Annotated in this window: 11 protein-coding genes; 6 read left to right on the top strand and 5 right to left on the bottom strand. The window is 43.7% G+C overall.

Annotated elements, in window-relative coordinates; all coding sequences use genetic code 11:
• The first annotated feature begins 214 nt into the window (after positions 1-214).
• Entirely contained in the window at positions 215-1,762 is a 1,548-nt protein-coding gene (locus tag AB4407_RS15380) for a SulP family inorganic anion transporter (RefSeq protein ID WP_372121168.1), read from the top strand.
• 111 nt (positions 1,763-1,873) lie between these two features.
• On the opposite strand, the gene AB4407_RS15375 is transcribed toward AB4407_RS15380, so the two are convergent.
• Positions 1,874-2,323, bottom strand: coding sequence for a low molecular weight protein-tyrosine-phosphatase (locus AB4407_RS15375; protein ID WP_372121167.1), 450 nt, complete (start codon positions 2,321-2,323; stop codon positions 1,874-1,876).
• An 84-nt stretch (positions 2,324-2,407) separates the two neighbouring features.
• Here AB4407_RS15375 and cobO point away from each other — a divergent pair, with 84 nt between their 5' ends.
• Entirely contained in the window at positions 2,408-3,013 is a 606-nt protein-coding gene (gene cobO / locus AB4407_RS15370; RefSeq protein WP_017054977.1) for a cob(I)yrinic acid a,c-diamide adenosyltransferase, read from the top strand.
• A 208-nt stretch (positions 3,014-3,221) separates the two neighbouring features.
• Here cobO and AB4407_RS15365 read toward each other — a convergent pair whose 3' ends face one another.
• The 3 genes from AB4407_RS15365 to apbC form a co-directional block, all read right to left on the bottom strand.
• Complete coding sequence (locus AB4407_RS15365; protein WP_372121166.1) at positions 3,222-5,405, bottom strand: AsmA family protein; 2,184 nt, start codon at positions 5,403-5,405, stop codon at positions 3,222-3,224.
• Positions 5,406-5,510: 105 nt separating this feature from the next.
• The gene (gene udk, locus AB4407_RS15360) at positions 5,511-6,152 is read right to left on the bottom strand and encodes a uridine kinase (RefSeq protein WP_372121165.1); all 642 of its coding nucleotides are present in this window, start codon (positions 6,150-6,152) and stop codon (positions 5,511-5,513) included.
• A 256-nt stretch (positions 6,153-6,408) separates the two neighbouring features.
• A complete protein-coding gene (apbC, locus tag AB4407_RS15355; RefSeq protein ID WP_372121164.1) occupies positions 6,409-7,485 on the bottom strand; it encodes an iron-sulfur cluster carrier protein ApbC in 1,077 nt (358 codons plus the stop codon).
• 158 nt (positions 7,486-7,643) lie between these two features.
• On the opposite strand from apbC, the gene metG reads away from it, so the two are divergent.
• The gene (gene metG / locus AB4407_RS15350; protein ID WP_372121163.1) at positions 7,644-9,704 is read left to right on the top strand and encodes a methionine--tRNA ligase; all 2,061 of its coding nucleotides are present in this window, start codon (positions 7,644-7,646) and stop codon (positions 9,702-9,704) included.
• A 223-nt stretch (positions 9,705-9,927) separates the two neighbouring features.
• On the top strand, positions 9,928-10,401 hold the full coding sequence (locus AB4407_RS15345; RefSeq protein WP_372121162.1) for a DUF1456 family protein: 474 nt from the start codon (positions 9,928-9,930) through the stop codon (positions 10,399-10,401).
• A gap of 138 nt (positions 10,402-10,539) precedes the next feature.
• Here AB4407_RS15345 and fadR read toward each other — a convergent pair whose 3' ends face one another.
• A complete protein-coding gene (fadR, locus tag AB4407_RS15340; protein WP_372121161.1) occupies positions 10,540-11,379 on the bottom strand; it encodes a fatty acid metabolism transcriptional regulator FadR in 840 nt (279 codons plus the stop codon).
• 641 nt (positions 11,380-12,020) lie between these two features.
• Between fadR and nhaB the strand changes: the two genes are divergently transcribed.
• Together nhaB and dsbB are read left to right on the top strand one after the other, a co-directional pair.
• A complete protein-coding gene (gene nhaB / locus AB4407_RS15335) occupies positions 12,021-13,613 on the top strand; it encodes a Na(+)/H(+) antiporter NhaB (RefSeq protein WP_372121160.1) in 1,593 nt (530 codons plus the stop codon).
• A 131-nt stretch (positions 13,614-13,744) separates the two neighbouring features.
• Positions 13,745-14,269 carry a disulfide bond formation protein DsbB gene (gene dsbB / locus AB4407_RS15330; protein ID WP_372121159.1) on the top strand — a complete coding sequence of 175 codons (525 nt, stop codon included), beginning with the start codon at positions 13,745-13,747 and terminating at the stop codon, positions 14,267-14,269.
• Positions 14,270-14,335: the final 66 nt, after the last annotated feature.

Genomic DNA, 14,335 nt, shown 5'->3' with positions numbered 1-14,335 from the left:
GCCGCGATGAACCTTTTTTTATATCCACAGTTCCGATTAGTTATAATAGATATATTACTCAAAATGGGGTTCAACCTTGAACTTAGTCACATTTTTGGGTAGCATTCGCGCACTTATATTTTCGACACTTAGCTATTGCCGCTCTTTTTCATCACTGTTTGGCTACGCAATGCACTCGTGTCGGTAAACCCATTTTAAGCATAGCTGAGCAAACATGTTCGAATTCCCACAATTTTCAAAGCACTCTGTAAAAAATGACGTGCTTTCAGGTCTTACAGTAGCCCTAGCTCTGGTACCTGAAGCCGTAGCATTCGCCTTTGTTGCAGGCGTTGACCCAATGGTTGGTCTTTACGCAGCATTCATCGTAGGTTTAATCACTTCTGTCTTCGGCGGTCGTCCAGGTATGATTTCTGGTGCAACTGGCGCAATGGCTGTAGTAATGGTGAGCCTAGTAGCAACCCACGGCGTTCAATACCTCTTTGCGGCAGTTATGCTGGCTGGCCTTCTGCAAATTGCAGCGGGTGTATTTAAGCTAGGTAAATTCATCCGTATCGTTCCGCACCCAGTAATGATTGGTTTCGTGAACGGTTTAGCGATCGTTATCTTCTTAGCGCAGCTTGGACAATTTAAAGCACCAGACGTAACAGGTGCGCTAACTTGGTTACCAAGCGGTCAAATGACACTGATGTTAGGTCTTGTAGCACTGACGATGGCTATCATCCACTTCCTACCTAAACTAACAACAGCGGTACCATCGTCATTGGTTGCTATTGTTACCGTAACGGCTTTGGTTGTTGGCCTTGATCTAGAAACTCGTACCGTTGTTGATTTCTTACGCACTATGTCTGGTGACGAAGCAGCAACACTAGCGGGCTCTCTACCAACATTCTCTATACCAGCAGTACCATTTAGCCTAGAAACGCTCTACATCATCCTACCTTACGCAGTGATTCTTGCAGCGATTGGTCTAATCGAATCACTACTAACGCTAACCGTACTAGACGAAATGACAAACACTCGTGGCCAATCTAACCGTGAATGTGTTGGTCAAGGTATGGCTAACGTAACGTGTTCTGTATTCGGTGCGATGGGTGGTTGTGCGATGATCGGTCAATCGATGATCAACGTAAACTCAGGCGGTCGTGGTCGTCTTTCAGGTATCGTAGCGGCAGTTGCACTGCTGATGTTCATTCTGTTCGGCTCTGCGCTTATCGAAATGATTCCTCTAGCTGCACTTGTGGGCGTGATGTTCATGGTTGTTATCGGTACGTTTGAATGGGCAACCTTCAAGCTTGCGCGTCGCGTTCCTAAGCAAGACTTCTTTGTTATCGTTCTGGTTACATTAGTAACAGTACTAACGGACCTTGCGGTCGCTGTTGGTGTGGGTGTTGTAGCTTCAGCGCTAATGTTTGCTTGGCAACATGCTAAACACATCTACGCAGATACGTCTGTAAACGCTGAAGGCTCAAAAGAGTACAAAGTTAACGGCCCAATCTTCTTCGGTTCAACCGCTAACTTCCTTGAGTTGTTTGACGCATCCAACGATCCACAAGATGTTATCGTTGATTTCGCAAACTCACGCGTTACTGACCACTCTGCTATTGAAGCGATCGACACGATTGCTGACCGTTATGCGGCACTAGGTAAAACACTTCACCTTCGCCACCTAAGCCAAGACTGTGTTGCTATGCTGCACAAAGCCGGTAGCTTAGTTGAAGCGAACGTTGCAGAAGACCCAATCTACAAAGTAATGTCTAAGTAAGCTTAGTCATAGCTTAAAGCTAGATATAAAAAGGCCGACATTCGATGTCGGCCTTTTTTATATCGATGAACCTTGATACTTTATCACCCAACCAAGAACACAGCCTCTACACTATATCGAACGAAGTACCGCTTCGCTCGACTCTTCGATTAAGTCCAAAACCAACTCAAATCCATTTCCCTCCCCGTAGTACGGGTCGGGTATCTCTTGATACTGTGACTCGCCAAAGCTTAAAAATAGTGCCAGCTTGTACTGTAAGTACACTGGGCATTGGCTCATTAAATCATCCAAGTTCGCCTTGTCTGCCGCGAGTATCAGGTCAAACTCTTCAAAATCATTATCTACCACTTTACGAGAAGTAATCCCTTTAAAGCTGTAGCCTCGCTTCTCTCCAGCTAATTTTGAACGCGAGTCTGGCGGGTTGCCTTGATGGAAGCCAATCGTCCCCGCAGAGTCGACCGTTACATTAATATCCATCTGCTGAGCTTTCTTTCTGAGTACCGCTTCACCTGTTGGCGAACGACAAATATTCCCCATACAAACCACGAGTATCTTTTTCATCCGTAATCACCTGTTCTTCCGATGGTTTTTGCTATCGTTAAGTTAGGCTATGATAGGCGTAATCACAACTTAAAAGGATTTGTTATGTCGACCGAAGACAACAAAGAACAACGCCATAAAGCAAGACAACAGAAAGTAAAAGAGCAAGTCGATGCACGTGTTGCAGCAGCTCAGGAAGTTAAAGGCCTACTGCTTGTTATTACAGGTAACGGTAAAGGCAAGTCAACTTCAGGCTTTGGTACCATTACTCGTGCAGTCGGTCACGGTAAGAAATGTGCCGTTGCTCAGTTTGTTAAAGGCACTTGGGATAACGGCGAAAAGAACGTTTTGCAAAAACTCGATGTCGAGTTCCAAGTGATGGGTACAGGTTTTACTTGGGAAACTCAAAACAAGGCTCAAGATATTGAAGCGGCACAGCGCGTATGGAAAGAGTGTCAACGCATGCTAGCTGATGAGTCGATTGATGTGATTCTGTTTGATGAGCTGACGTACATGGTGAGCTATGGCTACATTGAATTGGATGAAGTGGTAGAAGCTCTGAATAACCGTCCTAAAATGCAATCAGTGATCATTACAGGCCGTGGCGCGCACCGTACTCTTACAGAAATGGCAGATACGGTATCTGAAGTGCGTAACGTAAAACACGCTTTCGAATCTGGTGTAAAAGCGCTGCAAGGCGTTGACTGGTAATAGTCTTCAACCAGAGATCCCCGACTCGGTCATTCTTCCCTCTCGAGGATGACGACGCTAGAAGCTATCTGTCGATGCTCGTCATTCCCTAGTGCGAGGACGAGCTCCATAGAGAATCTCTCTTGGGTATTATCGGCAGCCAAACAAAAGCGCCATTCCTCGCAATAAGGAATGGCGCTTTTTATATGCTATTTATTTAAAATAGCGATTAGTTAAACAAGCCTTTGAGTAAACCATTGACTGCATCTCTAGTTTTCTCATCTTTGATCTTGTCACCGTATTTTTCTTCAAGTTTCTTAATACCGCGATCAATCTCTTTTTCAGCTTTCTGTTTCAACACATCATCAAAAACAAGCCCAAATTTTGGTTCAGCCCACTGGCCGGTTACCTTAATTGGGATAGTCACGTCTTTCAGATCATCAATGCTCTTACCGCCCTGTCCTTCTAACGAACCAACAATTGACGTGCGAACCAGGAAGTCGACAGTTTCATTGATGAAGTTTGCTTTACCTTGACCTGTCACGCGTAAAAGAGGCGATTGTGCCGATAAGTCATTCGTTGAAACCCAACCTTTATCGACCTTGAGTGTTGCTTTCATTGCACTAAAATCTGTCTTTTGAGACTCGTCTTTGCTTTCGACTTTTTCGCCTTTGATCTTAGCGTAGTTTTCTCTAATCAGTTGCGCGATGTTGATGCCATTAACCGCACCATCTTCAAAGTTAATCGCAATAGTACCAACCAAGTTCTTCTTGATTCCTATTGGCGTCAAGCTCTTACCTTTAACGTTAACATCGATATTACCGGTACCTTCCAGCGTATCGTTGTTCGCTACGTCAACCAGTAACGGTTGTACTTTTACACCTTTAATCTTTTTCTTAGCCGTGTAAGTCGCTGGCGTCTTGCGTGCATCTAATCGTGCTGTTGCCGAGATCGAGCCTTGGTAAAGATTCGAGTTAAACGATGTCAGATCTGCGATACCACGGTTAACTGAGAACGCAGTTTTCACGTTCTGCATTTTTGCGTTGTTCGCCTTGAACTTATCGATTGTGATATTACCTTTCACATCGAGTGTTTTCAGAGCTGACAGGTCAGGTTCTACTTCTTTCGCAGGAACCGAGTTATCTGAACTTGAAGTCGAGCTACCTGAGCTTGGCGTCGAAGAAGCTGTAGTATTTGAAGTTGAACCACCAGCAGACTCAGAAGGAGCCGTGCTCGCCGTTTCGGTTGTGTTTCCTAGGCCTAAGAACTCATCAAGGTCGATGTTTGGACTATGAAGAGAGAAACGAACCTTTGGAATTTCAGACAGGGTTACGTCTGCTTTACCATCTAGTGCGATAGAGTTTGCTTGTAGCTTCTCTAACACGAAGCTCAAGTGGCTCTTAGTTAGGTCAAAGCTCAAATCAGACAACATATCCACTTTCATTGGTGATTGCGGAAGCGTGTCACCTTTGAATGTTGAGTCTAGCGTTAGCTTATTCAGTGTCACTTTTGAAATCGCGCTATCGACAGTTAAGTCACCGCCACCTTTAAGATCAAGGTCAAGACCAGCAGCATTACCAATAACCGCATAAGTCAGTTGGTTAACCTTATCGAACTCAAACGTATTTAAGCCTATCTTCGCTGACTCGATCGACGTTGCTGGGTCATTGAACTTCGCATTAAGGTCAATATTTCGTAATGCGTAGCTCGCAAAGCCTTCCGCTAATTTGAATTCAGCACTGCCATTTGCAGAGAACTTCTGTTGGTTGTTTTCACCAGAAGCCGCAAACGTCGCGGTCGTCCATGTATCAACGGCAAACTCAGATAAGTTAAAAGACACATCATATAGCTTAGTGAATGAACCTGCTTGCTTGTCGTCCATTTCAAACAGTGCGTTTGAGACAGTGACACCTGCAAGGTTAATCGTCCAACCAGAAGCTTCCGTTGCGCTTTGTTCTTCAGCCGCTGGAGCAGATTCAGTATTGGTATCTGCAGCTGGTTCAGACTCTTGAGGCGCTGACGCTTGAGTTAACGCATCGATGTTCTTGCGACCATCTTTAAGTGTTTCTAAATAGAATTCTGCACCGTCTAGAGTGATGTTGCCGATCTCTAGTTGGTTGCTAAATAGCGGAGTAACCGAAACATCAACGCCAACCGTATCAACCTTAAACAGGTTTGGTTGAGTGAACCCTTCAGGGTTACGTAATTCAGTTTGACCAAGTTCGAAGCCAATAGATGGGAAAAATTGCCAACTGATATCACCCTCGATCACGAGCTCTAGGCCTGTGTGTTTTTGGGCTTGTTCGACAATTAATGGCTTAAATTGGTTGGGATTCACTAACAGCACTAGTGCCAGAATTGCTGCAATGACAACAAACACTGGTACAGCTATGAAAATGAGTAGTTTCTTCATCCGCATATTCCTTGCTTAGATTCCAAAAGAAAGTGGCACTATAAAAGTGCCACTGATTCGGTAAAAAATAAAGCTAAGTGAGTCACTTAGGCAAATTTTATTCGATTAAGACTTCAACAACTTCGCAATATGCGCTTTTAGCACATCAATCGCAATACGGTTTTTACCGCCACGAGGAACGATGATGTCTGCATGTTGTTTTGAAGGCTCGATAAACTGCATGAACATTGGGCGTACTGTTTCTTGGTATTGTTTAAGTACCGTATCCATTGTTCGACCACGCTCTTCTACATCACGCTTAACACGACGTAGTAGACAGATGTCTAATGGTGTATCCATAAACACGCTTGCGTGCATTAGTTTACGAAGACGCGGGTCTGTCAGAAGCAGAATACCTTCTAAAATGATCACTTTCTTAGGAGTAAGTGTAGTCGTTTCAGAAGTACGTGTGTGCTCTGTGTAGCTGTATTCAGGAACTTCTACGGCATGGCCACTCATTAGCTGCTGTAGATGTTCGCATAAAAGGTCATGATCCAGTGCATTTGGGTGATCGTAGTTAGTTTTAACTCGCTCTTCCATACTCAAGTGACTTTGGTCGCTGTAATAGCAATCTTCCGTGATAACACCAATTTGATGGTCGCCTACTTTTTCGCGCAGCTCATTATAAATCGTACTCGCGATCAGGCTTTTTCCTGAAGCTGAAGCGCCAGCGATACCTACGATGACACATTGATTATTATCAGACATTAATTTTCACCCGATATGGTTTGATGGTGGGAAGAGATAAACCGCCTGATTATAGGGGCTAAAGCATATAGATTCTAGTCGCGATGTTAGCTAATTGCAGTCAAATTGATGTTCTCAATACATTTACTTAAAACAATCGTTTGCTTTCAAATAACTTAAATACAACTATGTGCACAAGCCCTATGGCTATCCACTTAATCTAACCGTTGTTTATCTCACCCAAACATGATTTACACGGCTTTGTGATCAGCCAGTGCTATTCAACCATCGAGAAGTTAATCGCCTCAGGTTTCGCCTTGCCCGTCCAGAACATTTTCGCAGCCACGTTCTCAGCAAGCTCTAAGTAATGACGCGTGTGTTCACTATCTGGACGACGTATAACGGTTGGGCAGCCGGCATCAATGTCTTCACGTACATCAATGTGCAGGGGGATTTGCGCCAAAATATCAACGTAGAATTCTTCCGACATAGCTTCTGCACCACCAGCACCGAAGATATGCTCTTTCTCGCCACAGTGACTACAGATATGGTAGCTCATGTTTTCCACTAAGCCTGCAACCGGCACGCTCACTTTATCAAACATCGCCACGCCTTTGCGTGCATCGGCTAAAGCTAAATCTTGAGGTGTTGTCACGACTACCGCACCCGTTACTGGGATCTGCTGCGAAAGCGTTAGCTGAATATCACCCGTACCTGGTGGCATGTCGATAACAAGGTAATCCAGTTCTGGCCATACGGTTTCATTCACAAGCTGGCCTAACGCCTTAGCTGCCATTGGGCCACGCCAAATTGCCGCATCGTCTTTTGACACAAGATAGCCGATAGAATGCGTAAAAATGCCATGTGCTTCGATTGGCATCATCCATTTGTTATTCTGTACTTCTGGTTTTGCGTCTAGCTGACCAAGCATCATAGGCACAGATGGACCGTAGATATCCGCATCCAACAAGCCCACTTTTGAACCTGACTTAGATAACGCAAGCGCAAGGTTTACAGAAGTAGTCGATTTACCCACCCCACCCTTTGCCGACGTCACGGCGATAATGTTCTTAACGCCCTTCAAAGATGTCGCGACTGTTGTTTCTAGCGCAGACGGCTTCACTTTTACTTCAAACTGAAAAGCGCTAACAAGTTGCTGTTCAATCTGGGAGTGGATCCACTGTTGCAGTTCAATCGAGAGCTGATTAGCAGCAAAGGGGAAAGTAATAACGAATGATCCACGAGGATCAACCGATACAATATTTTGGTGTAGCGCCCACTCTGGTATGAGGATTGGTGACTCGAACTCATTCAACCATGAACAGAAATCTTGCTTAGAAGTAAAATTACGCATTGGGGCTCCTTTTTTTATTTATGCTATCACCCACGAGATGAAGACTGAACCCCTAAAAAACTAGGGGAATCCTTTGTCTGATAACTTGGCGTATCACACGTTATAAAGTAGTATTACCTCTCAAAATTTATACCTATCAAAAAAGCGAATAATTAAGTATGGCAACTGATCCAAGACAACTTTTGGTAACTTGTGCGCTTCCGTACGCTAACGGCTCTATTCACCTTGGTCATATGCTTGAGCATATCCAAGCTGATATCTGGGTTCGATACCAGCGTCTACGTGGCAACACTGTAAACTTCATCTGTGCTGACGATGCTCACGGCACGCCAATTATGCTTAAAGCTCAACAGATGGGTATCACACCAGAAGAGATGATCGCTGCTGTTAGTGAAGAGCACCAAAAAGACTTCGCTGGCTTTGATATCAGCTTTGATAACTACCACAGCACACATAGCGAAGAGAACCGTGAACTAGCTTCTCACATCTACCTAGAACTTAAAAAGAACGGCTTCATTTCTAGCCGTACTATTTCTCAGCTTTTCGATCCTGAGAAAGAGATGTTTCTTCCAGACCGTTTTGTAAAAGGTACTTGCCCTAAGTGTAAGTCAGAAGACCAGTATGGTGATAACTGTGATAACTGTGGTGAGACATACAGCCCAACTGAGCTAATTAACCCTAAATCAGCGGTTTCTGGCGCAACTCCAGTAATGAAAGACTCTGAGCACTTCTTCTTCGACCTACCTCAGTTCGAAAGCATGCTTAAAGAGTGGACTCGTTCTGGCTCTCTACAGAATGAAACTGCAAACAAAATGCAGGAATGGTTCGAGTCTGGCCTGCAACAGTGGGATATCTCACGTGACGCACCTTACTTTGGCTTTGAAATCCCAGGCGAAAAAGACAAGTTCTTCTACGTATGGCTAGACGCACCTGTTGGCTACATGGCTTCTTTCAAGAACCTATGTGACAAGCGTGACGATCTAAACTTCGACGAATACTGGAAGAAAGACAGCACAACTGAGCTTTACCACTTCATCGGTAAAGACATCGTTTACTTCCACAGCCTATTCTGGCCTGCAATGCTAGACGGCGCAGGTTTCCGCAAGCCAAACAACGTATTCGTACACGGTTACGTGACTGTAAACGGCGCGAAAATGTCTAAGTCAAAAGGTACATTCATCAAAGCAAGCACGTACCTAAACCACCTAGACCCAGAGTGTCTACGTTACTACTACGCAGCTAAGCTAAACAGCCGTATCGATGATTTAGACCTTAACCTTGAAGACTTCACTCAACGTGTAAACGCTGACGTAGTAAACAAGATTGTTAACCTAGCTTCGCGTAACGCTGGCTTCATCACTAAGCGTTTTGAAGGCAAGCTTTCTGCTGAATTTGCAGAACCAGAGCTTTACAACGAATTCGTTGCTGCTGCAGAGCGTATCGGTCAGCTATACGAAACTCGTGAGTTCAGCCGCGCTATCCGTGAAATTACTGCACTAGCAGACAAAGCTAACCAGTACATCGATGAGAAAGCACCTTGGGTTCTTGCAAAAGAAGAAGGTAAAGAGAAAGAGCTTCAAGAAGTTTCTTCTGTTGGTATCAACCTATTCCGCGTACTAATGGCTTACCTGAAACCTGTGATGCCTGAGCTTGCGGCTCGCACTGAAGCTTTCCTAAACGAAGAGCTAACGTGGGAAGCGATCGCTACTCCGCTAACTGATCACGAAATCACTAAGTTCAAAGCGCTGTTTAGCCGTATTGATCCGAAGAAAGTGGAAGCGATGATCGAGTCTTCTAAAGAAGATGCAGCCGTAGAAGCAGCTGCGAAAGAAAAAGCAGAAGCTGAAAAAGAGCAAGCAAGCCAAACTGAGCTAGACAAAGAGCCAATCGAAGACGAGATTGAGTTCGATGCCTTTGCAGCAGTCGATATGCGTATTGCTCGTATTATCTCATGTGAAGAAGTACCAAAAGCGAACAAACTACTGAAGTTCCAACTGGACATCGGTGGTGAAACTCGCCAAGTATTCTCTGGCATCAAGTCAGCATACAAACCTGAAGAGCTAGAAGGCAAGCTAACCGTAATGGTTGCAAACCTAAAACCTCGTAAGATGAAGTTTGGTATGTCTGAAGGCATGATCCTAGCCGCGGGCCCTGGTGGCAGCGACCTGTGGATCCTTGAGCCACACGAAGGTGCTCAACCTGGTATGCGTGTAATGTAATTCTGGCTTCAGTCAGATAACAAGCACTCATAGCGAAATCCCTAATGCACTTTTAACTTGAATGAGTTAATAAGCATTGGGGATTTTTTATATCTACCGAAAATAAGCGTTCTCTGTTAGAGTCGCCCTCAACTATGCTATGTAGAGTAAAGTGTGCTTTATCAAATCCAATATATTTGAGCGGAGCCATATTCACTCCCAGATACCTTTTTAGGACTACCCTGTGACTAACAATGAAATCTTGCGTCGTATTCAACACGCACTAAACCTTAAAAATGCACAAATCATCAAAGCTATTGAACAAGCTGACGTTACCGTTGCTCACGATAAAGTGATTAACTGGCTAAAAGACGACAAGTCATGCGCAACGATGAAAGACAAAGAGTTAGCGGTATTTCTAAATGGTTTCATCAACCTAAAGCGTGGCAAGAAAGAAGGTGAGCAGCCAAAACCTGAAGTTGCACTAACGAACAATATGATTTTCATGAAACTGCGCATCGCGCTAAACATGAAAGCTGAAGATGTGCTTGATGTACTAGAAGTTGTTGGTGTGAGCTTAAGTAAATACGAGATCGGTGCTTACTTCCGCAAGCCAGAAAATAAGAACTACAAAGTGTGTGAAGACCAATTACTTTGTGATTACTTAAATGGTGTTCAGTTTACTAACCGCCCAGACTCAGAAGAGTTTGCAGGGTAAGTTACTGCTTATTGATAAGTTTTCACCAACTATCGATAAATAAAAAGCGGCGAGATAATTTGATTATCTCGCCGCTTTTTTGTGTTCTTTACGTCATTTACTTAACAAGTAAACCTAGCCGTACTTAAATGAAAAGACTTAGCTGTCGTCTTCAGTAAAGTTTGTTGGCAACGTTGTTTTCATCTCGTTCCAAATCTGTGCGCTTGCGATACCGTAGTTGCGGATCACAAGTGGTAAGTTCTCACGCTCGCCGCTTTCACAAATAACAAACAAGTTTTTGTAGAATTCCATGGCTAAACGACGAGCTTCCGGGTTAGAGAAGTAGTAGCTACCAACACGGTCGTACAATTTACGAACACCGTTGAAGATCAGGCCATAAATTTGGTTACCTGAATGGAATGCTAAACGTTGGAAAAGCATGTAATCGTAGAAGTTAAACGTTTTAGCAACTAAGATCGTTTGACGCTTCGCTTCATCTTTTTCTACGTCTTCTTTCACCGATTGTTTGATCTTGTCAGCATATGGCGACGATTCTAAGAATTCATCCCATGTCGGTGCCGCAAGTAAAGATTCACAAGATTCAATCACGTTAGTAATCGTACGCTCTGAAGCCTCTTTATTTGCTTTGAATGCATAACGCATAAAGATAGGGCTGATGTTAGTACGAGCAGCAAGCAGGTCTTCTACCATTTTGCTTGCGTTATCAACGTCCAACGTCATTAATGTATCAAGGATATGAAGACCTGACGTTTCCATAAACTGATTAACTTTAGTTGGCTTACCGTGTTGGATTGTCAACCAACCATCACGAGCAAGACGCTGAAGTACTTCACGAAGCGTAGTACGTGTAACACCAATCAGCTCAGAAAGCTCACGCTCTGCGGGCAAGATAGAACCTGGAGCGAAACGGCCATTCCAAATACTTTCAATGATATACTTTTCTGCAAATCCTGCCGGGCTCTTTGCCTTAATGACCATCTACACTTCAATCCAATTTAATTATTTTGTTCTAATTTACTCATCATACCACTAGTTAACACCCTGCGGAAATACCCCCAAAAAATTTTACGCACTCAAAACCCAAGTAGAGTTAAAACTCTAAAGTTCGGCACGCGTTTGCACTCAAGGTTTGGATAGCAAGCGACTACAAACCATCATTTAAACAAACCATTAACACAACAAATTCTTTTTAAAATCAATGAGATTGGTCATATTTTCAAATCTATTAATTTGCAATATTAAGTTGTAATAATCATATATAAGCCGTCGTTATTCTGTAAATTTTAATCATTTCGCTGAAATATTGATTCTAGTCGGTTTTTATCACATTTTAAGTGGTATGCTTGCGCTACTTTGATCGCGTTTCTCAACAAAAAAGAGGTATTTTTAGTGCTACAGGGGTTTTCCTGTTGACTAAATGTTATCTAAGAGTAGAGTTGCGCTCAAAAATAAGCAGTGCTTGAGTTTCTAAGGGAGTGACTTGGCAAGACCACAGAACATTACATGGAATGTAGTTTTTCTAAGTCACTGTTAGTTATAGGTTTTAACTAAACCTACAACTCGATTCTCAAAATGTTGTATTGCTTGTCTATTCATAATCAACATAAAAGAGTATTAACATGCCGATGTCTCTCGGAAACGCTTTTATCAAAAACTTCCTTGGTAAAGCTCCTGATTGGTATAAACTTGCCATCATTTCCTTTTTAATCATCAACCCGGTTGTTTTTTTCCTAGTAGACCCATTTGTTGCGGGCTGGCTACTAGTGGTTGAGTTTATTTTCACTCTAGCTATGGCTCTAAAATGCTACCCTCTCCAACCGGGTGGTTTATTGGCAATTCAAGCCGTCGCCATTGGCATGACTAAACCAGAAATGGTTTATCATGAGCTACAAGCAAACCTTCCAGTATTACTCTTACTCGTATTCATGGTTGCTGGCATCTACTTCATGAAAGAACTGCTTCTGTTCATTTTCACGAAGATCCTGCTCGGTATCCAATCCAAAATTCTACTCTCTGTCGCGTTCTGTGTCGCTGCAGCATTCTTGTCGGCCTTCCTAGATGCGCTGACAGTAATCGCCGTAGTCATTAGCGTTGCGGTGGGCTTCTACTCAATCTACCACAAAGTTGCATCAGGCAAGGGCACAACGTCTGCGCACGATCATACTCATGATGAAGAGATTTCTGAGCTAACTCGTGATGACTTAGAAAACTACCGCGCATTCCTACGCTCACTGCTTATGCATGCCGGTGTTGGTACTGCTCTGGGTGGTGTAATGACCATGGTAGGTGAACCACAAAACTTAGTCATTGCTAAGCAAGCGGGTTGGGAGTTCGGTGAATTTATCATCCGTATGCTGCCAGTAACGTTGCCTGTTTTCTTCTGCGGTATTCTAACTTGTGCACTTGTAGAAAAATTCAAAATGTTTGGCTATGGTGCAGAGTTACCAAATAACGTTCGCCAAATCTTAGTTGAATTTGACAACAAAGAACGCGCAAATCGTACAAAACAAGATGTAGCTAAACTATGGGTTCAGAGTGCAATCGCAGTTTGGCTTATTGTTGGCCTTGCGCTTCACGTCGCTGAAGTCGGTTTGATTGGCCTTTCAGTGATCATCTTAGCTACAGCGTTTACAGGTGTAATTGAAGAGCACTCGATGGGTAAAGCTTTTGAAGAAGCACTGCCATTTACCGCACTTCTTGCCGTCTTTTTTGCGGTTGTTGCTGTAATCATCGACCAGGCTCTATTTAAGCCAGTAATCGATGCTGTACTTCACGTTGAAGATAAAGGCGCACAGCTCGCACTCTTCTACGTAGCCAACGGTATCTTGTCGATGGTCTCAGACAACGTATTCGTCGGTACGGTTTACATCAACGAAGTTAAAACAGCTCTGGTTGAAGGCGTCATCACTCGCGACCAATTTGATCTGCTTGCTGTTGCTATCAACACAGGTACCAACCTACCTTCTGTTGCTACGCCAAACGGCCAAGCTGCATTCCTATTCCTATTAACGTCAGCACTTGCTCCGTTAATTCGACTGTCTTACGGCCGCATGGTCATCATGGCTTTGCCATATACTCTCGTATTAGCACTTGTTGGCCTTGCCGGTATTGTGTTCTTCGTAGAACCGATGACAGCATGGTTCTATGATGCAGGTTGGATCATTCACCGTACGGGTGAAGTGGTAGCTCCAGTTATCTCCGGTGGCCACTAACCCGGATTTCTATCGCTAAACACAATAGGTGCATCTAACTAATCAAAAATATTAGTTGATTAGGAAACTTATCCAAGATAAAAAGCTCTGAGTAATCAGGGCTTTTTTATTTTATTGACAGGATTAAATTCGTGAACTTTTTTGCAATGCTCAAAGACTTCTCTAAGGGACGTTTATCTTGGCTTTTACTGCTGGCTTTTATTGTCTTTTTTGAAGCATGTGCTCTTTTCTTCCAGCACGTGATGATGCTTGGCCCTTGCGTAATGTGTATTTACGAGCGCGTTGCAATGCTCGCTATCGGCATCGCAGCAATAATTGGTGCTATTGCCCCGCATAATCCTCTCTCTCGCTGGCTAGGCCTAGTTGGTTGGGGGTTGGGCGCGTATAAAGGGTTGATGCTTGCTTTGCAGCACGTTGACTACCAGTTTAACCCGTCTCCTTTCGCTACCTGTGACCTGTTCGTGACCTTCCCTAGCTGGGCACCTCTAAACCAATGGGCTCCGTGGATGTTTGAAGCCTACGGCGACTGCAGCAAGGTAGTATGGCAGTTCTTAGAACTTTCAATGCCTCAATGGCTAGTGATTATCTTCGCGGGTAACTTGGTTGCTTTCTGTTTTGTAGTGATCTCTCAATTCGTTAAATCAAAGAATGACTAACAATTAGCTCATCATGTTCAGAAACAAAAAAGTCGACCACGAGGTCTAATGCTTGTAAGTTAAGCA

The organism is Vibrio sp. 10N.261.46.E11 (genome assembly GCF_041472735.1).
In the GTDB taxonomy this organism is placed as follows: Bacteria; Pseudomonadota; Gammaproteobacteria; order Enterobacterales; family Vibrionaceae; genus Vibrio.
This window is presented reverse-complemented; position numbering and strand designations above follow the sequence as displayed.